This window comes from Mycobacterium sp. M23085, assembly GCF_045343915.1.
Lineage (GTDB): Bacteria > Actinomycetota > Actinomycetes > Mycobacteriales > Mycobacteriaceae > Mycobacterium.
Map to the genome: position 1 here is coordinate 3,277,608 of NZ_CP174280.1, position 19,055 is coordinate 3,296,662.

The 19,055-nt window shown below is 61.6% G+C and carries 22 protein-coding genes; 21 read left to right on the top strand and 1 reads right to left on the bottom strand.

Annotated elements, in window-relative coordinates:
- Positions 1-30: 30 nt before the first annotated feature.
- The 15 genes from ACIUM1_RS15095 to istB all read left to right on the top strand — a co-directional run bounded on the left by ACIUM1_RS15095 (position 31) and on the right by istB (position 12,699).
- The gene (locus ACIUM1_RS15095) at positions 31-1,110 is read left to right on the top strand and encodes an MlaD family protein (protein ID WP_245843410.1); all 1,080 of its coding nucleotides are present in this window, start codon (positions 31-33) and stop codon (positions 1,108-1,110) included.
- Entirely contained in the window at positions 1,107-2,111 is a 1,005-nt protein-coding gene (locus ACIUM1_RS15100; RefSeq protein ID WP_406813479.1) for an MlaD family protein, read from the top strand. Before ACIUM1_RS15095 ends, ACIUM1_RS15100 begins: the two co-directional genes overlap by 4 nt.
- Positions 2,099-3,079 carry an MlaD family protein gene (locus ACIUM1_RS15105; RefSeq protein WP_406813480.1) on the top strand — a complete coding sequence of 327 codons (981 nt, stop codon included), beginning with the start codon at positions 2,099-2,101 and terminating at the stop codon, positions 3,077-3,079. The genes ACIUM1_RS15100 and ACIUM1_RS15105 overlap by 13 nt, the downstream gene beginning before the upstream one ends.
- Positions 3,079-4,173 carry an MlaD family protein gene (locus ACIUM1_RS15110; RefSeq protein WP_406813481.1) on the top strand — a complete coding sequence of 365 codons (1,095 nt, stop codon included), beginning with the start codon at positions 3,079-3,081 and terminating at the stop codon, positions 4,171-4,173. The genes ACIUM1_RS15105 and ACIUM1_RS15110 overlap by 1 nt, the downstream gene beginning before the upstream one ends.
- Positions 4,170-5,201 (top strand): MlaD family protein, encoded by a 1,032-nt coding sequence (locus tag ACIUM1_RS15115; RefSeq protein WP_406813482.1) that lies wholly within the window; start codon positions 4,170-4,172, stop codon positions 5,199-5,201. Before ACIUM1_RS15110 ends, ACIUM1_RS15115 begins: the two co-directional genes overlap by 4 nt.
- A complete protein-coding gene (locus ACIUM1_RS15120) occupies positions 5,198-6,151 on the top strand; it encodes an MlaD family protein (protein WP_406813483.1) in 954 nt (317 codons plus the stop codon). The genes ACIUM1_RS15115 and ACIUM1_RS15120 overlap by 4 nt, the downstream gene beginning before the upstream one ends.
- Before the next feature lie 55 nt (positions 6,152-6,206).
- On the top strand, positions 6,207-6,881 hold the full coding sequence (locus ACIUM1_RS15125; protein ID WP_406813484.1) for a hypothetical protein: 675 nt from the start codon (positions 6,207-6,209) through the stop codon (positions 6,879-6,881).
- 85 nt (positions 6,882-6,966) lie between these two features.
- Positions 6,967-7,566, top strand: a complete 600-nt coding sequence (locus ACIUM1_RS15130; protein ID WP_085293057.1) for a hypothetical protein — start codon at positions 6,967-6,969, stop codon at positions 7,564-7,566.
- A gap of 146 nt (positions 7,567-7,712) precedes the next feature.
- Entirely contained in the window at positions 7,713-8,102 is a 390-nt protein-coding gene (locus ACIUM1_RS15135; protein WP_406813485.1) for a hypothetical protein, read from the top strand.
- Between the two features lie 58 nt (positions 8,103-8,160).
- The gene (locus ACIUM1_RS15140; RefSeq protein ID WP_406813486.1) at positions 8,161-8,601 is read left to right on the top strand and encodes a hypothetical protein; all 441 of its coding nucleotides are present in this window, start codon (positions 8,161-8,163) and stop codon (positions 8,599-8,601) included.
- Between the two features lie 170 nt (positions 8,602-8,771).
- Positions 8,772-9,128 (top strand): hypothetical protein, encoded by a 357-nt coding sequence (locus ACIUM1_RS15145; RefSeq protein ID WP_406813487.1) that lies wholly within the window; start codon positions 8,772-8,774, stop codon positions 9,126-9,128.
- 55 nt (positions 9,129-9,183) lie between these two features.
- Positions 9,184-9,486 (top strand): hypothetical protein, encoded by a 303-nt coding sequence (locus ACIUM1_RS15150; protein ID WP_406813488.1) that lies wholly within the window; start codon positions 9,184-9,186, stop codon positions 9,484-9,486.
- Between the two features lie 105 nt (positions 9,487-9,591).
- Positions 9,592-9,840: a DUF732 domain-containing protein gene (locus ACIUM1_RS15155; protein WP_406817685.1), complete on the top strand. Its 249-nt coding sequence runs from the start codon at positions 9,592-9,594 to the stop codon at positions 9,838-9,840.
- A 547-nt stretch (positions 9,841-10,387) separates the two neighbouring features.
- Positions 10,388-11,905 (top strand): IS21 family transposase, encoded by a 1,518-nt coding sequence (gene istA, locus ACIUM1_RS15160; protein WP_406813489.1) that lies wholly within the window; start codon positions 10,388-10,390, stop codon positions 11,903-11,905.
- Positions 11,902-12,699: an IS21-like element helper ATPase IstB gene (istB, locus tag ACIUM1_RS15165; protein WP_406813490.1), complete on the top strand. Its 798-nt coding sequence runs from the start codon at positions 11,902-11,904 to the stop codon at positions 12,697-12,699. Before istA ends, istB begins: the two co-directional genes overlap by 4 nt.
- Positions 12,700-13,571: 872 nt before the next feature.
- Here istB and ACIUM1_RS15170 read toward each other — a convergent pair.
- Positions 13,572-14,195 carry a GntR family transcriptional regulator gene (locus ACIUM1_RS15170; RefSeq protein WP_406813491.1) on the bottom strand — a complete coding sequence of 208 codons (624 nt, stop codon included), beginning with the start codon at positions 14,193-14,195 and terminating at the stop codon, positions 13,572-13,574.
- Between the two features lie 137 nt (positions 14,196-14,332).
- Between ACIUM1_RS15170 and ACIUM1_RS15175 the strand changes: the two genes are divergently transcribed.
- The 6 genes from ACIUM1_RS15175 (at position 14,333) to ACIUM1_RS15200 (ending at position 19,048) form a co-directional block, all read left to right on the top strand.
- Positions 14,333-14,773 carry a nuclear transport factor 2 family protein gene (locus tag ACIUM1_RS15175; RefSeq protein WP_406813492.1) on the top strand — a complete coding sequence of 147 codons (441 nt, stop codon included), beginning with the start codon at positions 14,333-14,335 and terminating at the stop codon, positions 14,771-14,773.
- The gene (locus tag ACIUM1_RS15180; RefSeq protein WP_406813493.1) at positions 14,770-15,525 is read left to right on the top strand and encodes an alpha/beta fold hydrolase; all 756 of its coding nucleotides are present in this window, start codon (positions 14,770-14,772) and stop codon (positions 15,523-15,525) included. The genes ACIUM1_RS15175 and ACIUM1_RS15180 overlap by 4 nt, the downstream gene beginning before the upstream one ends.
- Before the next feature lie 205 nt (positions 15,526-15,730).
- Positions 15,731-16,540 (top strand): carbon-nitrogen family hydrolase, encoded by an 810-nt coding sequence (locus ACIUM1_RS15185; RefSeq protein ID WP_406813494.1) that lies wholly within the window; start codon positions 15,731-15,733, stop codon positions 16,538-16,540.
- Positions 16,537-17,220 carry a DUF2848 family protein gene (locus ACIUM1_RS15190; protein ID WP_406813495.1) on the top strand — a complete coding sequence of 228 codons (684 nt, stop codon included), beginning with the start codon at positions 16,537-16,539 and terminating at the stop codon, positions 17,218-17,220. Before ACIUM1_RS15185 ends, ACIUM1_RS15190 begins: the two co-directional genes overlap by 4 nt.
- Position 17,221: 1 nt before the next feature.
- A complete protein-coding gene (locus ACIUM1_RS15195) occupies positions 17,222-18,676 on the top strand; it encodes a 4-hydroxyphenylacetate 3-hydroxylase family protein (protein ID WP_406813496.1) in 1,455 nt (484 codons plus the stop codon).
- A 24-nt stretch (positions 18,677-18,700) separates the two neighbouring features.
- Complete coding sequence (locus tag ACIUM1_RS15200) at positions 18,701-19,048, top strand: cupin domain-containing protein (RefSeq protein ID WP_406813497.1); 348 nt, start codon at positions 18,701-18,703, stop codon at positions 19,046-19,048.
- Positions 19,049-19,055 lie beyond the last annotated feature (7 nt).

Genomic DNA, 19,055 nt, shown 5'->3' on the forward strand with positions numbered 1-19,055 from the left:
CTAAGAGGATCGTCCAAACACCAGGAGCAAGTGCTATTGGCCATCGGCGGCGCCGTGGTGCTGTGCATTGCCCTGGCCGTTGGCTTTGCCGTCCTGGACCCATTCGGTGGACGGGCCAAGGGGCTGTTCTCGATTTCCATCACGACGCCGTACGTCGGACAAGGTGTAGAGGCGGGAACAGCGGTCGTCCTGCACGGCGTCAAGGTCGGCCAGGTCACCAGCGTCAAGACCACGGCCAGCGGTGAAGTGCAGCTCGACACGGACCTGGAGACTGAACCCACCCGGGGCCTGACGAACACAGTGCACATAGATTTTCGGCCCATCAACTACTTCGGCGTGCCAGGCGTCAACCTCGTCCCGAAACCCGGCGGCCAAGCCCTCCGCGATGGAAGCAAGATCACCCTGATGCCGACAGGAAACTTCACCCTGTCCGAACTGCTCAACCAGTTGGGCAACGTCACGGAAGCCGCTCTTACACCACAGCTGATTCAGGTCATCGATCGCGTAACCCGCTACACCGACGGACTCAACCCGTTGTTCGAAACGGCGGTGACGATTTCCCGAGCGGTCGAAGCCGTGCAGACGGACTCCACCGAAGACCAGGTGACCAAACTGTCGTCGGCTATCGCAGCCGTTCCGCCGTTCGCGGACGAGGCGATCATTGCCGGCAGGCGAATCATCGATTACAGCTATTACCCCGGACAGATCCGAGAACCAGCGGCGTCCGCCGGCCCAAGGTACGAGTATCCATTCCTGCAGAATGCGATTACCCCAAGCTTGGGTGACTTTTCAGAGGATTACTTCAAAGCGCATTTTCTTGACAGCTTGGACGCAGCGCAAAAGGGACTCTTCGCCGTCGTGGGTAAAGTCCTCAGCAGCCATGTCGATGACCTGCTTCCCTTGATTTCCGGAATTAAGGTAATTACGGACACCGGACCCGTGTTGTTGCGACCGGGGGACGTAGCCGAAAAACTCGCGGAATTGCGTTCCCGATTCGAGCGGCTCTATGCCGGCAATGGCGATCAGCATGCGATATCGGTCCGGGTCCTCCTGGACAGCCTGCCCGGCGTGGCTGCACCGATCGGACTCGTTACGGAGGGAACCCGATGAGTCTCAAAGCCGCGATGTGGCGGATCGGTGTAACCATCATCGTCTCCGTCGTGCTGTTCATCTTGCTGTCGAACACCATCGTCAATCCCGTGGATGTGAATACGCGGACATACCTCGCCGATTACACGGACGCATCCGGGCTTCATCCCGACGGCGACGTGCGCGTCCGGGGCGTTCGGGTGGGAAAGATCGAGTCAGTCGACCTCGCCCGAATCAATGGACAGAACCTCGCCCGGGTCAGGTTCACTCTGGATAACAAATACGGCATCGTAAGAGCTACAAGGCTCGCCATCAAGTTTCAAGCCCTGACCGGCGTCCGCTACATGGATGTCACGAACCCCGCTGAGGGATATCGCGGCGCTGACTTGGTGACGCAGATACCCACCGCGATGACCCAGCCCTCCTTCGACGTGACTGCACTTTTCAACGGTCTGCAGCCCGTGCTCGCCACGTTGAGTCCAGACGAGATCAACACCTTCACCGCCAACGCGGCATCGTTCTTGACCGGTGACGGAAGCGGATTGGCGCCCCTTCTGGACAGCATTCGCAGGCTGACTGAATTCGTGACGGACCGCCAACAGGTGATAGCAACGTTGATGAACAACCTGTCCGGCCTGGCCGAGGCCATCGGGGGCACGTCCGAGAAATTCATTCACCTCATCGACCTGGTAAACCAGCCGGTCGACGCCATCAACGGAATTTTGGACGAATTTCGCAAGGATGTCATTTATAGCAAGGACTTTCTCGATCCCGTTACACGCCTGCTCCACAATGCCGGCTTCAGAAATGGAATCAACGTGGACACCGCATTGGACCGTGCATTCAGCAATCTCGACAACTTCTTCGACGCATTCAAGTTGGTGCCCGTGATCAACGAAAACATCCCGCCACCAGGCGGCGACGGAACCGCGGTGGAGCCGTGTTCGCGCGGCAACTTTCAACTGCCGGAGACGATGGACGTATTGCTGAACGGACAACGGGTGGTCCTATGCAATCGCTGAAGTGGAACAGGGTGGCACACAGCCCGCTCGCCTGGGGGGTCACGGCGATGGTGTTCGCCGTCGTCGTAGGACTGGTGCTGACCTACGTCTACTACAACCCCCCGGGCAAGGATCAGATCGTGTCCTTTTACACCGACGATGCGGCGTCGATCCGCGTCGGAGACGAGGTGCGGATGGCCGGCATCAAAGTGGGAACGGTAAGGGGCCTATCGCTGGAGCCACATCAGGTATTGGTCAAGGCACGCATCGATGATCACGCCTTCGTCGGCGATCAGTCGCAAGTAGACGTTCGAATGCTCACTGTCGTCGGGGGATACTACGTCAATCTTGTGTCGATGGGTAACGCTCCACTGGGGCCAGAACCCATTCCGCTGTCACGCGTGACGATGCCGTACAGCCTCATCCGCACACTGACTGACACCACCAAGATCACCCAGAAGGTCAATACGGCGCCGGTCAACGAATCGCTCAATCAAATCTCTCAGGGCTTGACCGGAACGAATATCCAGGTCATCTCGTCCACCATCGACGCCGGCAACGCACTGATGTCGACGGTTGAACGGCAGCGAGGCCAAGTGACCAAGATCCTGAACTTGTCGGATGAATACATAAGGTCACTGTCAAATTATCGGGACAAATTCGAGCAACTCGTCAGAAAGGTCTCGATCTTGACTCAGACAATGGTCATCTACGACAAAGGGCTTTCCCAGACGGTCCAAGGACTGGCTGACGTCCTCCAGGCTTTGAAGCCCCTTGGTGATTTCTATGAAGGGCACCGTGTCGAATTCATCCAACGGGTGCGAGATTTCCTGAAAAGAGGTCGGTTGTTCGTCGAGCGTAACGGGGTGACGATTCGCGTCCTCAAGCGGACACAGAATCTGTTGGACCGTGTGTTGAACGCGCAGAACGCCGATCCGGGATTACTGGCGACGGACCTCTGCGTGCCGGTCCCGGGAAGCGCGTGCTGATGCTTGCACCGCTTTCGCGTCGATTCCGGCGAACGCTGCCGGCGTTCGTCGCCGTGGTGGCCGCGCTCTCAAACGCATCGTGTACGTCGCCCCCCAAATCGCAGGCCGTCGACTACTGTGCGGTCATGCCCGACAGCGTCGGGCTATACGTGGACAACCCGGTCACCCACCTGGGCTATCCGATCGGAAAGATCGCCGCCATCACACCATCCGCGCAGTCCGTCCGCGTCGACTTCACGATCGACGGCGGACGCCCGATCCCAGCGGACGCAAAGGCGGTCACCAGGTCGACCTCGATCCTTGCGGACAGGGCACTGGAACTGGTCGGCGATTATCAGGAAGGCCAACACCTGCCACCGGGGGGTTGCATTCCACTCGGTCGATCATTGACTCCGAAGAGTTTGTCCGAAGTCATCGGATCGTCGACCACCTTCCTCAACTCAATCAACCCGGCGGGATCGCAAAACATCGGTGACCTCGTACGGGGTGTCGACGAGGCGTCTCGCTCCCAAGGGCCAAACGCCAACAAGCTGCTGACCACCACCTCGTCGGTGGTGGAGTCGCCCGACCAGGCGATCGGTGACCTAGGCTCCATCACCCGCAACCTCAGGCAGCTGTCCACCATGCTTGTCGACGTCAATCCGACACTGAAGGGCGTGTTCGACGATGGAGCGCTCTCCGTCGCGCGAGAAGTTGACGACGGTTTAAAGGGCGCGACGGACCTGTTCGACGGGATCATCCCAGTCGTGGAAGCTGCAGCGGCCATTGAAAAGGAGCTCGGTCCGCAGATTCAACAGTTACTCGACGCGATTTCAGTGGTGGTCAGGAAGGCCAGTCCGCGCGCTCCCTTCTACGCGAGCCTGCTCAACGTGGCGCCCCGCGTGATCAACGGCCTGATAAACCTCGCCAACAACCATGACTTCACTCTTCACTACCGGCCGCCGTTGTATCGGATCCGTACGCCCGACGGCGTCCTCCAGTGCAACATCATGAATGCGTCCGTGCCGGGTAGCTGCGCGAACGTCAAGGGGACACCCTACGCGGTGGACGTGGCTCTCCTGCAGTACGTCCTGACGATGGCGGCCCACAAATGACACTTTGGTCCCGACTCGTCGCCGGAGCCATGGCCGCGGCCACGGCCACGGCCGTCTCGGTCTCGTCCTGCGCAGCGATCAGCGTCGACGCGCTACCACAGCCGGGCCCGTCCTATCACGACGGGTACGACCTTGTGATGCAGTTCCAAAGCGTGCTCAACCTGCCCGGAAGGGCGAAGGTAGTGCTTGACGGCGTGACTGTCGGAGTCGTGACCAAGGTGACCCTCACCGACCGTGACGTGGAGGTCACCGCGCGCATGAGGCGCGGTGTCGTCGTCCCGTCCGACATCCATGCGGTGTTGCAGCAGGCGACGGTGCTAGGCGACATCTACGTTGCGCTTGAGCGACCCACCGCCGGTACGACCCAGTCCCCGACACCGAGGTCCGTGCCCGCACCTGCGCTGACGCCGGGCGCGGCCATTCCCCTCGCTCAGACCACCTCCCCACCACAGCTAGAAGACACTGTTGCCAGCCTCGCGAACTTTGTCTCCAGTGGGTCGATTCAGCGGGCGCAAAACACTATCATCCGCCTCAACCGCGTGGTGCCGGCCAGCGACGAGGTACGAATTCTGACAGGTCGGGTCAAGACCGATCTGACGGCCCTTGCGGACAACATCGACAAGGTCGACGTCCTGCTCGACGGTGTGGCGAGGTCGGCTGCTGTAGTGAACAATCACATCCCGGAATTGCAGTATTTGTTCTCGCCGACGGGCCAACGCGGCTTCGAGCACCTCGTAGGTTGCTCGAACTACATAGCCACCATCTTCCCCGGTATCGGAAGCATCACTCTCGGCGGATACTGGCTGGTTCCGTTCCTGAACTCGCTGGCCAATTCCATTGGTGCGCTGCAGCAGTCAAAGGTGGCCGGTGAAGCGGAGATACCGAAATATCGGCGGATATTCACCGACTTGTTCCTCCCGGTCGACAAGTATCCGGCCATCAACATCACCTCGATCATCGGGCCTGACGGTCGCGAATTATCCGGCAACGTGCAAGAAGTGCTTCGGATTCTGGGGGCTACACCATGATCGCCATCACGAAGAAGGACGTCCTGTCGTATTTGGTCTTCGCAGTCCTCATCGCGATCGTCCTAGTTTATTTCGCGTCGCTGGGAGTCCGCATCAAGCCGCCCTCCAACCGAACCAATCTGTCCATGGAGGTCCCCGATGTCAACGGTCTGGTCGCCGACTCGAATGTGCTGCTGCGCGGCGTGCCCGTGGGCAAGGTGACCCATACCAAGACGGCCACCAACGCAGCATCCATCGACTTCTACGTCGACGCTCAATTCCAAATCCCGGTCAACACCGAAGTGCAGTTGCAGAACCTATCAGCGCTTGGCGAATCGTACATCGAGTTGTTGCCTCGCAGCGATGGCGGACCCATGCTCAAGGATCATCAGCGCATCTCCACGGATGCGGTTGTCCAGCCGCCGTCCATCTCCGAATTGGCGACGAGCGTCGTGCGAATACTCCACCAGATGGACCCTGATGCACTGAAACGCATCATCGGCGAGTCCGACGCCGCATTGCCAGATCCTGTCGCAGTGCTACCCAACCTGGCACGTGCGAGCACCCTGCTCAACAACATGCTCAAAGGATTGAACGGCCAGGGGCGAGAACTGCTGAGCAACTTTCAGGTACTGATCCGCAACTCCGGATGGGTCAACCCGGATCTCACCGCCATCACCCCCGAGGCGAAAGACTTTGGTGGACACTCGCAGGACTATTTCAAGCACCTGCCGATTCTGTTCAGTCGCGACCAGCCCGAGGGCCTCTACAATCTCAAGCACCTCGTCGACCGCGTTCAGACCCTCCTGGATAACAGCGGTGGCGACTTGAAGGTACTGGGCGAAGCGTTCCAACCGAAGCTCAACACCATCGCCGCGACCCTAATGAACTTCGACAGCGGACAGATTCTCGAGCACTTCCTTCAGCAGGTGCCAGCTGACGGGATGATCACGCTCCGCGTCAGGCCATGACCCGAACGGGCGCTAGCTTGCCTGGCCCGAAATTTATTACGAGAGAGGTTAAACAATGACCATCAACGGAACCGAAGTCCGTGAGAAGCGCCAATCCGACGACGGCGCCGCTACCCACGAGCCGGATGCGACCAAAGCGAAGCGGAAGCCATCCGAAGAGGTGGATGTGGACGCGTCCTCCGAAGGTGTGAAGTCCACACGCCGACAACGGTCGGTCTCCGTCAGCCTGCGGGACCTCATCCTGGGTGCGGTGATTCTGGCACTGGTAGCAGGGTCCGTCACGTTGGGTTGGCTGTACGCCGACGCGCGCCGCCAGCTCGACGCTCAAGCCGCGCAAACGACCGATAATGCGCACGCAGAGCGCATTGCGCTCGACTATGCCGTCAACGCCGCCACGATGGACTTCAAGGATCTTCAGGGTTGGAAGGTCAAACTCGTGGCCGGGACGAGCCCGGAACTCAGCAAGAAGCTCTCCGACGCGGGCACCTCCATGGAACAGGTTCTGGTGCCGCTGCAGTGGAGTTCGAGTGCGCAACCTCTGGTAGCCAAGGTGAGGTCGGCAACCGGCGGCGTCTACATCGTGGACAGTTTTGTCAGCGTTCGGACAAAGACCGTACAAGCACCAGAGGCGCTGCAATCGACGGCGACGTACAGCACAACGATCGACAGCAACCGCAATTGGCTGATCACCGACGTCGGCGGAATTGGTTCAGCGATGGGGCAGAAGTAGCAGCTGCACACGTCAGGAGGAATGGGCCATGACGGCCAGGAGAGACAGAATTCGACGCGGTGCCTGCGCCGTGGGCTGCACGGTGATGGTCGGGGCCATCGGCATCCTGACGGGGCCACCGGCTAGCGCCGATCCCAACGCCGAGGTCCCCCTTCCCGACCCGCCCTCAGACAGTGACCTGATCACGCCGTTGCCCGTCGTGACACCAACGGCGTCGACGTGGACCCCTAAGTTTCCGTTCCCCTACGATCAAACGAGGGACAGGGTCACAGACGCCGACATCACGGCGATGCGGGAGATGTGTCAGTGGTACAACGCTCAATACGCCACGCTCCGCTTTCAAATCGACAGACTGCAGACCAACCGAATCGATGACTACGGCAAGGATTTCGATTACACCCGGGACAACATCCAACAGCAGGTCGACATCGTTTCGGGAAACATCGGCCAGGCCGTCGACTTCTTGACACCGCGTGTTCAGTCCCTCACCCAGTCACAGAACACGTTCGGCGACCGCTACTTCCCCATTTACGAAGGCGAGGCCTTTTTCAAACTGTGGGAGCAGCTGTCCAACGTCAACAACGGGATCTTGGCGCATCAACCCGATTGGTTCACCGGGCCGTCGGTGCAAAAAGCGAAGCGTTGGGGCAGTGACATCCACCGCTCGCATGTGTGCGAAGGATGAAGCGCGTGTGCGAAGTGAAGGAGACGCCGACTCGGCCACCCAACTCGTTGGCCCGCCGCCACAGTCGGCGATACGCCCTATCGCGCCGCCACGCCCGACTCGGAATATGCTTGATCACAACAACTCTGACAATCCTGAGCACTGCCATGGCGCCCACGGCGATGGCGGATTCCACCGACAGCCTTCGGGCCGCCGTGGCAGCGGCGCGGGGAAGAGCATGCGGGCCGTTGCGGTCCGACCCAGTGATCGACCACGCTGCCGCAGAGATCAACGAGACTACCGATAGGTGGATCAACAACGCATCACGCGCCGAGCCCGAAACCGATGCGTTATCTCCACTGAAGGACCTCGGCTACAGCGGCCGCAAAGCAACGATCCTGTCGGGCGCCGCGACGACCGACAGCGACGCGATAAAGGCAACCATATTGCAAGGTTTCGCCAAGATACCGGACTGCTCATGGACAGATTTCGGTGTGAACGCGCTGTACAACGCCAAGAAGGACATGATCCTGACAACAGTTGTGCTGGCTGCGTAAGCGCGCCTAGTGCCAACTCGTCGCCCACACCTCACGGTCTGTCGCTGAAAGGAACCACGTGAAGCGAATTCAAACAACGGCGGTACCGATGATCGTTGTCCTCATCGCCTTGGTGTACCCACCGGTCGCGTGCGCCGAGGACACCGTCACCTACGACGTCTTCTCGGACTCGGTCGCACAGTTGGCAGGCGTCGAATACCGCGACACGTCGGGTAAGCACTTGCTGCAGGACGTGCCGTTGCCCTGGACTTTGACCGTCCCGGTGGTCAATGCAACGAGCCCCACGGGTGACGGCGCCGAACTGCGAGCCGATTGGCGACCCAACTTTCGGACGGCGGCAACCGTCGCCCGGGTCTTGCAAGGCCATTTCGTGACTGTTCGGATCACAAGGGAAAACCGCGTGCTCTGCGAGAGCATCCTCGATCTCGGAAACGCGACATGCTACGGGAATGTGCCGCACACAGCGGAAAACGAATCGTCGCCGGGCAACTTGCCGTGACCGCGCGGCCTGGAACTGCAGCCCGACAACTTGGCCACTTGCTGGCGGTGCCGGCGTGCGTAAGCGGACTAATACTCGTCACTCCGCCCGCGGCGCGCGCAGAGCCAAACGACGGTGCCCCGACGAGTCCCTACCCGTCGACCTACCTCATCCTCAATTACTATGACAAGGTGAAGTACGATGACTACTTTACCAATAGTGCTGGTGGCGTGTGGTTTTCGACCCCACTTGGACTCAACTGCGGCATCTGGGACCGGGGCAGCTTTGGTTGCACGGGCGATATCCGCGGTGCACCGTCGGGTACGACCAACATCGGGTGGGTGAACGGAAACATCGTCACACGCTACGACTGGCTGTTGGGCGTTCAGTTCCCCCCAGGAAAAGCCGAGCGAGATCTACCCCCGCGCAGCTTCATTGAATACAACGGGACCCGATGCGCCACCATGGCCGATACGAGCACCTTATGCGCGCATGGTCCCTACCGATTCTTCGTCACGCCGACCAAGACATGGCTAAGTCCGCCGTGATGAGTATTCCGCTGTACGAGGCCAACCCGTCAGATCACACTCCGAGGAGGTCCATTTGACCAATCGCAAGGATTTCACGGTCGGAGCATTAATGGCTGTGACCGTCAGTGTGACACTGCCTCCGCCAGCACATGCCGAGCCGCTAAAACCGTTGACCCCAGGCGAAGTTCAATACCTGAACCACGCCCACCAGGTTTACGCGGCAAGCCGCAACCCCACGGCGCTTCGCAGCGACGGCGAGCTGCTCATCGATGGCCGGTACGCCTGCGACAAGCGCGCCGCGGGGTACGTCGGGGTGGGGGCAACGTTCGTGGATCCAGTACTCAGCCAGCTAGCGTTCATCTACCTTTGCCCATAGTCAACACCCCCTTCACTCCTAGAGAACGGAAGCCTAATGAGGATGCGTGCGCTGGCGACTACCTTCGTCGCGATAGGAGTGACCCACGCGCTGCTGGGATCGCCGATGGCGCAGGCAGATGACGCCGACTTCGTGCGCGCCGCCAAGACTCTTGGTTTCGTTCAGCGTTCCGACAACCTGATCAGCACTGCGCAGTCTGCATGCTATTTTCTACTCCGCCATAGGGATCCTCAAGAGGTAGAAGCGCGCATCGTGCGGTACACGAGGATCGACCCACCGAGCCAGGCCCACCGATTCTTCGTTCTGGCCGTCAACACGTATTGCCCTCAGTACGCAGGAGTCGTTGGCCCCTGACTGCACCCACGCGCAGTGTGTCGCTATGCCGCTGGACGATTTCATTACCAAGATCGTCGACCTGTTCGAAGGCCAGCTCAACGCGCACGAAATACAGGTCGAGAGGTGAAGTTTCTGCGTTGCGGGGGAAGCGTGCGGCGATTAAAACAAGGTAGTGACGGCTCTGAATGGTTCGGACCCACACGGGGACTAACTTGTCGTCAGACAAAGGGCTCCGGCGAGTTTCCTGGCCGGGGTCGCCCGAAATGCCCCCCAACCATGCGGAACCGCTTGGCCGACCCGCAGCGCAGTGGGCTGGCAATCATCTGTGACTATCCCGGTCCACCGAGATGAAGCTCGATCCGTTATCTCGGCAATGCCTTCCTCGCGCCCGGCCTCAGCACGTGTCCGTGGCCATGAAAAAGTCCCCACTGGTGCCAAGTGGAGGTCCCCACTGGTGGCCAGATAAAAGTCCCCACCCCGTGTTCGTCGTGTCGACCAGGAACTGCGGGCCTCGATGGTGACGGTGAAGGCGCCAACCAATCGCCGCCACCACCGGGGAGTTCCATTGAAGTCTGCGAAGGACCGCATGGACATCATTTCTGCCTATCAACAACTCGGGACCTACCGAGCCGCCGCCGAGCAGTGCGGCACCACCCACAAGACCGTCAAGCGTGTCGTGGACAAGTTCGAGGCCGACCAGGCCGGCGATACGCCTGCACCGCGGGTTGGACGGGCCCACAACTACGACGCGGTGGCCGGGCTGGTCGCCGAACGCGTGGCCAAGTCCCAGGGCCGGATCTTGGCCAAACGGTTGCTGCCCATCGCGGCGGCCGCGGGTTATGAGGGCTCGGACCGCAACTTCCGGCGGCTGGTCGCTCAAGCGAAAGCGTTGTGGCGCAGCAACAATCACGTGGGTCGCCGTCCGGCGGTGTGGTCGCCGGGTGAGTATCTAGTCATCGACTGGGCCCAAGCAGCACCCGGATTGTTTTTGTTCTGCGCCGTGTTGGCGTTCTCGCGGTGGCGGTTCGTGCGGTTCGCCACCGATCAGCGGGCGTTCACCACGCTGGCGTTGATCGCCGAAACCTTGGCTGCGATCGGCGGGGTTCCAGCCCGGGTGCTGGCTGATCGGATGGCCTGCCTCAAAGGTGGTGTGGTCGCCGACGTGGTGGTCCCGACGCCGGACTACGTGCGGCTGGCCAGCCACTACGGGTTCGCTCCGGACTTTTGCCACGCCAATGATCCGCAGTCCAAGGGCATCGTGGAACATCTGTGCGGCTATGCCCAGCGCGATCTCGCGGTTCCGCTGCTGACAGAGGCCGCCATCGCCGGCACTGCGGTCAACGTGCGAGTCGCTAACACTGCTGCGGCAGCCTGGTGCACTGAGGTCAACGCCGCGGTGCACGCGGAGATCTGCGCCATCCCCGACGAGCGGCTAAGCGCCGAACGGGAACTGCTCCAACCATTGCCGTCGCTACGACTGCGGGTCGGGGCACCGTCGGTACTGCGCAAGGTCGATCGGCTGTCCTGTGTCCGCTACGGGTCGGCTCGGTACTCGGTGCCGACCCGGCTGATCGGCACCACCGTGGCAGTTGTCGTCGATCACGGCGCGGTCTGTCTGGTCGAGCCTTCGACGGGGATGATCGTGGCCGAACACGAGCTGGTCGCCCCCGGCGCTGCATCGATACTCGACACCCACTACGACGGACCCCGGCCAGCGCCGGACCGCGGACCTCGCCCGAAGACCAGCGTCGAGAAACAGTTCTGCGACCTCGGTGAAGACGCCGAGGCGTTCCTGGTCGGGGCCGCCGCGATCGGCAACACCCGGCTGGCATCGGAGTTGGAGATCCTGCTGGCGCTGGGCGCCGCCCACGGCACCGACGCCTTGGTCGCCGCGTTGCACCGGGCCGTCGCATTTCGGCGGTTCCGGGCCACCGATGTTCGTTCGATCCTGGCCGCCGGCACCGGAACACCCCAACCACGCCCAGCTGGGGATGCCCTTATCCTCGACCTGCCGGTCGCCCCGACTCGCTCGCTGGACGCCTACAAGATCGCTCCCGTCGCCGACGGCGAGGCGACGTCATGACAACAACGGCCAAAGAGATCAAACCCGTTGCACCACCGTCGCTCCCACAATTGGCTGCTGATCTGGATGCGGGGTTGCGCCGCCTCAAGCTCGCGGCGATCCGGCGCACCGCACCCGAAGTCCTGCTGACCGCCAAAACGCAACGCTGGACTCCCGAGGAAGTGCTACGCACCCTGGTCGAGACCGAACTGGCCGCCCGGGACGCCTCCAACATCGTCAACCGGCTCAAGGCCGCGGCGTTCCCCGTTCCCAAGATGTTGGAGTCGTTCGACGTGGCCGCCTCGTCGATCCAGCCCAGGGTGTTCGACTACTTATCGAGCCTGGAATGGATTCGTGCGCAACAGAATCTGGCGATAATCGAACCAGCTGGAACGGGCAAGTCGCACACCTTGATAGGACTCGGGACCGCCGCGATCCACGCCGGGCACAAGGTCCGCTACTTCACCGCCGCCGACCTCGTCGAAACCCTCTACCGCGGACTGGCCGACAACACAGTCGGCAAGATCATCGAATCTTTGCTCCGGGTCGACTTGATCATCCTCGACGAACTAGGCTTCGCACCCCTCGATGACACCGGCACCCAGCTGTTGTTCCGGCTCGTCGCCGGCGCCTACGAACGCCGCTCGCTGGCCATCGGCTCGCACTGGCCCTTCGAGCAATGGGGCCGGTTCCTGCCCGAGCAGACCACCGCGGTCAGCATCCTGGACCGCCTGCTGCACCACGCCACCGTCGTCATTACCGACGGTGACTCCTACCGGATGAAAGACGCCCAACACCGGAAGGAGCAGCCCTAACAACCAAGAATCACCGCACGGGAGTGGGGACTTTTATCCGGCCACCAGTGGCGACAAAGACTTGGCCATTGACAGCACGCCGCCCCAGATGGCTTTGTGCCAGCACAACCGTACGGTTCTAGGATTCGCCACGAAGATGAGAAAAACTCGTCGTCCACCATTTTGGTGAGAATTCTGCAACGCCCCAGTTCCAGACGCCCGCGTCCGCCACGAAGTTTGAGAACCTGATATGTCGGCGATCTTGTCAAGCGGCAGGTGAAAGCCGCCCCGACGAGTAGCCGGGGCGGCTTTCGTTTTGGCTGACCTGAGTTAACAGGGAGGTGGCGAGTTGATCGTGCCGGTCAAAGCGCGAGCAACCTACCTGGTGGTGGCGGCCAAATCGCCGGACATTGCTGGAGTACGTCGAAGCGTTCGCGAAGCTGATCGTCCAAAACAAGGCACGCGGGATGTGTCGCACTCAAAGTGCTGCCGCAGAAGCAAATTCAACGAAGCGGCCGGCCAGGTACGAATTCGTTGCCGAACCGCTTCCTCGGATGTGTACAAGTTAAACCGGGGGAAGTTGACCCTCCGCCACCGGAGAAGGCAGTGTTCGACAGCGCGATGTTCGGATGGCACCCCAGACTTGACCCAAACGCACGCGTGCGGCGGTTGTCCCCGTTGCCCGTGTTGACAGCCCGCCGCCTGCTGAGAGATGAGGTCAGCGCGGGTACCGCGCAACCGTACAGATCTAGGATCCGCCATGAATAGAGAAAATCCCGTCCGCCATCTTGGTGAGAATCCTGAGGAGCCGCAGGTGGAGACATCGCCATCCGCCAATTTGAGAACCATCCAGTCCGAGTCCGCCTCGACGGATCCGCGTCGGCGCGTCGACGCTATTGCCGGTGAAGATAGCTCGATGTCGCGGTTTTCCCGATGTGGTCCTGCGTGGCGTTGGCCGCGGCGTCGGGGTCATGGTTGGCAATCGCGTCCACGATGGCACGGTGCTCCGCAATGACCGCTGAGTGCCGTTGCGGTATGGCGAGCGCCTCGAAACCAATCAGCCACATCGCGCCGCGCAAGCTTGCCATCACGCCGTGGGAGCGTTCCAGGCCGACCATCTGGGGCATTAATAAGTGAAATTCTTCGTCAAGCGCAAGGAACGCCGCCTCCTCGCCTGCTTGGGATAATCGCTGCTGCCCATCGATAACCGCGGAAAGGCGGCGGACATCGTCTTCCGTGGCGATTGGCGCCAGGCGACGGGCGACATAAGGTTCCACGAGCAGCCGCAGATCGAAGATCTCTTGCCGCTCGGCATCGGTGAGCCGACGTATCTGAAAGCCTCGCTGTGACGCGATCTCGACTATCCCCTCCCGAGCGAGCGTAATTAACGCTTCGCGGACCGGAGTACGTGACATACCAAGGGATTCCGCGACCTCGTTTTCGGAGTACAGGGATCCCTGGCTTAACGATCCATCCCGAATCGCCTGCTGTATCAGCAGGTATGCCGTCTTGGCCAACGTGGGGGGGCGCAGGGCAGGAGGAAGTGCCGTCGGCTTTCGCACGGCTAATGATAGCAACTACTTGTGGCCCACCCACTAGTATACTAGTGTACCGACTGCAGGTTTTCCCAGTACACTGCTAGCAAAGGAGCCGCATGGTGTCCCTCTCCACAGATGACAAGATCGCCATACAGGAGCTTGCTCACCGCCAGCTCAACTACCTCGACACGCACGACGTCGACAGCTGGGCCGACTGTTGGATCCCCGATGGCAAGTTCATCGCCACCTACGGCGATTTCGAGGGCCATGAGGCGATCAAAGAATTCATTCGTGGCCACATCGCCGCGGGTAAAGAAGACGGTGCGCGCCATCTGTTAACCAACTATGTGATTGAGAGCGACGGCGACGACCGTGCCCGGGTGTCCAGCCTGGTCCTCAAGGTCCAGGTAGTGAAGCCGCCGTTCATCATCGCTTCGGGTGTCTACAACGACGTCGTGGTCCGAACGCCCGCTGGGTGGAAGTTTGAGTCCCGTCGGCTCGACGTCGACCCCGGTGCCTTCGCCGCTGCCGAGCAGGCCCAGGCGGCCGCGCGATGACAACCCTTAGCGCAGAGCGCTGGGGTGAATCCGGCCCCCTGGTGGTGCTCGTGCACGGCAGCCTTAGCTCTGCTGCCGCCGCATTCGCAGAACAGAAGGTGCTGGCGGACCGGTATCAGTTGGTCGCGCCGTACCGACGGGGCTACAGCCCCAGCCCTCCGACCGACAAGGTCGACCCTAGCCGTGACGCAGAGGACATCGTCGAATTGCTTGGCGACGGCGCACATTTGGTCGGCACGTCGATGGGCGGGGTGGTGGCGATGCGCGCGGCGGCCTTGGCGCCGCAAAAGGTGTGGTCGCTCACCGTCATCGAACCGCCTGCGCTACCCAACGCCGTCGGCCGGCCGGCGGCCGACAGACTCGCCGAGGACCTGCGGAAGTACTGGGCGAGCGACATCGACGCAGACCCCGCCACGTTCGTGCACGGATTCCTGAAAATCCTCAACTATGCAATGGACCTGCCATCGCCATTGCCGCCCCCATTCGCCGAAGCGGTGGCCAACCTCAAAACCGAACGGCCATGGGAAACCGGAGCCCCGCTTGACGAACTAGCCGCGACGCAGTTTCCCAAGCTCGTCGTAACTGGCGGCGGAACACCGGGTTTCGAGGCCGTGGCGGACGTGCTGGCAGAGCGCTTGCAGGCGAAAAGAGTCCTCTTCGAGGGCAGTCCGCACGCGGTGCAGCGGATCGGAGAGAAGTTCAACGCCGAGTTGGTGAACTTTCTCGCCTCGGCTGTTGATTTCGCGAGATGAACACGCGGCTCGTGCGGCGACTGTCCTGCTGTACCGAATCGGCTGGTCGTCGCCAACCACCTTGGGGATCGGCGAAGATCGCCGATCGGCCCGACCTGGCCCGGCACGTACCGCAGCCAGGCGCCGCCGAGCCGCCCTACAAGCTCCAGACCCTGATCATCGAGTGTCGCCGATGCACAACACACAACTATGTAGGTGAATCCTTTTGAGAATTGCGCTGGTTCAAGTCGCCAGTCCGGACGACGAACCCCTTGCCCACCGCCGCGAGCGCGTCCGCGAGCTCGTCGCCGGCATCGCATCCGACGTCGATTTGGTCGTGCTGCCCGAGCTTTGGGGGGTCGGATATAACCACTTCGACGCCTACGCAGCCAGCTCGGAGTCCATGCATGGCCCGACCGTGCAGACCTTCGCCACGATCGCCGCCGAACGGCGGTGCTACATCCATGTCGGCAGCATCGTGCGGCGCGCTCACGAGGAGTTGAGTAACACCGCGATCCTGCTGGACCAAACCGGGCAGGTCGCGCACCACTACAACAAAGTTCACGTGTTCGGGTACCAGTCGCGCGAGGCGGAGCTGCTTACCGCAGGTCGGCATCTGGGAGCCACCGCCACCGCATTCGGTCACATCGCCGCGACAACGTGCTATGACCTACGGTTTCCCGGGCTGTGGACCGAATTGGTCGCGGCAGGAGCACAGCTCGTTGTGGTGCCGGCCGCTTGGCCGGCCGCGCGACTGGACCACTGGACGCTGCTGACCGAGGCTCGCGCGCTCGACAATCAGGTCTACGTCATCGCGTGCAACGCCACCGGCACTCACGGCGGCGTGACATTGGCCGGTCGCAGCCGAATAGTCGACCCGTGGGGCGGTGTGGTGGCCGAGGCCGGCGATACCGAGGCCGTGCTGATCGCCGACATCGACCCGGGCCTGGTCGGTCGAACTCGCACCGCTTTTCCGGTGCTCGCCGATCGTCTCGCGGATTACGCCCCGTTGGTCAAAAGGACAGTCAACGCATGACTACAACCGAAACCGGCCGAATCGTGCTGCACCCGGTCGGCACGAACGTCCCGCTGGTGCTGTCCGACTATCGGTCGATAGTTGCCGGGTATACCGGGCGTGACGAGCAGCAGGTGCGACACCACATCGAGGAACTCGCCGCAATCGGCGTCTCACCGCCGCCGCAGGTGCCGATGTTCTACCGCATCCCCGGCACGGCGGTGACCACCGCCTCCTCGCTGCGAGTTGACGGCGACAACACTTCTGGCGAGATCGAGCCGGTGTTGATCCGTCACGACGGCCGCAATTACCTCGGCGTCGGCTCCGACCACACCGACCGCACGCTCGAGACGGTCGACGTCGGCGATTCGAAACGCGCATGCCCCAAGCCCATTGGTATCGACGTCGTCGAGATCGCTGACTGGTCAAGCTTCGACTGGGACAACTGCCGGGCCCGATGCTGGGTCGACGGTAACCTTTATCAGGACGGAACGCTCGCGGCGCTGCGCCGACCCGCGGCGCTGCTCGGCATCCTGTATAAGCAGCACCCTGATTTCGCTGTCGGCGACTTCGTCTGCCTTGCCGGCACGGTGCCGCTGAAGGACGGCGAATTCGTCGCCGGACGTCAATGGGAGCTCGAGCTGGTTTTGGCCGACGGGCGCGAGCTCCGTCACATCTACCTCATCGAGAAGGACAACTGACATGCGTACCGGAGCGGAATATTTGGCATCCCTCGACGACGGCCGGACGGTGATCGTCAATGGCGAGATCGCCGGTAACGTCGCCGAGCACCCGGCGTTCGCCCCCGTCGCTCGGACTATTGCAGAACTGTTCGACCTGGCCGCTGATCCGAACAGCGGCATGCAGTGCGCCATGCCCGAGACGGGTGAGGTGATCAATCGAGTGTTCTCGGTCCCTCGCTCGCGTGACGATCTCGTCCAGCGGCGCAAGGCAATCCAGACCTGGTCCGAGCACACACACGGCTGGGTCGGCCGCAGCCCAGACCACGTGGGCACATTCTTGGCTGCATTCTCCGCACACCCCGAGCTGTTCAACACCGACGCGCGCCAGTTGGGGGCCAATGTAAGCGCCTACTATCAGCGTCTGGTCAGCGAGAATCTGTACGTCTCGTACGCGATCATCCCACCGCAAGTCTCCCGCGCCACCACAGCGTCGGGTTGGGAGGGCGAGTACCTTCAAGCCGGCGTGGTCGAAGAGACCGCTGAAGGCCTGGTCATTCGCGGTTCGCAGATGCTGGCAACTGGGGCGTCGATTGCCGACGAGGTGTTCGTCTCGTGCATCAAGCCCCTCGGACCAGACGACAAAGATTTCGCCGTCGGCTTCGTCGTGCCGACGAACGCCGAAGGCCTGAAGCTCTACTGTCGTCGCCCCTACAGTCCGGCCGCGACCAGCTCCTTCGACTATCCACTTACCAGCCGCTTTGACGAGCCAGATGCGCTCGTGGTGTTCGACGATGTGCTCGTGCCATGGCATCGGGTCTTCGTCGACCGCGATACCGGCGGAGTCCGTCGCCAGTTCTTCGACACCGGCGCCCACGTCCTGGGCAACTGGCAGGCGCACATCCGGTTTGCGACCAAGCTCGAGTTCATCGCAGGGGTTGCCCGTCGCGTAACCCAAGTTAACGGCATCGACAAAATCCCTGGCGTGCAAGAGAAGCTGGGCGAACTAGCAGCATTGGTGTCCGGCGTTCAATCGGCAGTCCTCGCCGCCGAGTACACCGCCGAGCCCGATTCGGCCGGCATGTGGTTACCCGGTCGGTCCGCCCTCTACGGCAACATGGGGCTGCAGGCCGAGATCTATCCGCGCGTACTCGCTATCCTGCGCGACCTTGTTGGGGGCGGCGTCCTGCAACTACCCTCCAGCGTTGTCGATCTCGTTAGTCCGGTCTCCAAGGACGACATCGAGCGCTACATCCAGTCTCCCGGGGTTGCGGCCGAGGAACGTGTGAAGCTGTTCAAGCTCGCATGGGACATCGTCGGCTCTGAATTCGGCGGCCGGCATCAGCAATATGAAATGTTCTACGCGGGAGCGCCATTCGTGGTGAAGAGTGCCTACACGTTCCGTGCGTATGACTACGACACCGCGGTAAGCAAGGTCCAACAGTTCTTGGACTCCTACAAAGCCGAACCCAACTAACCATAAAAGACCAAGGAATCCACCATGGCAAAACCCGAACGCGAGTTCTTCCCCGTCACCGACACCGGATTCACCGTTTGTGCAGGAGGCAATCCGCTGATCACCGAGCGGATACTCGCCAAAGACCCCGAAACCGGCGTCGCGACCCGAATTTTGCGCTATGCACCCGGCGCCGATTCCTCGTCGATGGGCGTGCAGATTCACGACTTCTGGGAAGAGGTCTACATCCTAGAAGGCTCCTTCACCGACCTCACGCTGGGCAGAACGTTCACTGCCGGTGAATACGCTTGCCGCCCAGTCGGTATGCCACACGGACCCTGGCGCACCGACGAGGGCGTGCTCACCTTCGAAGTCCGCTACCACAGCAAGTAGGTCGTGC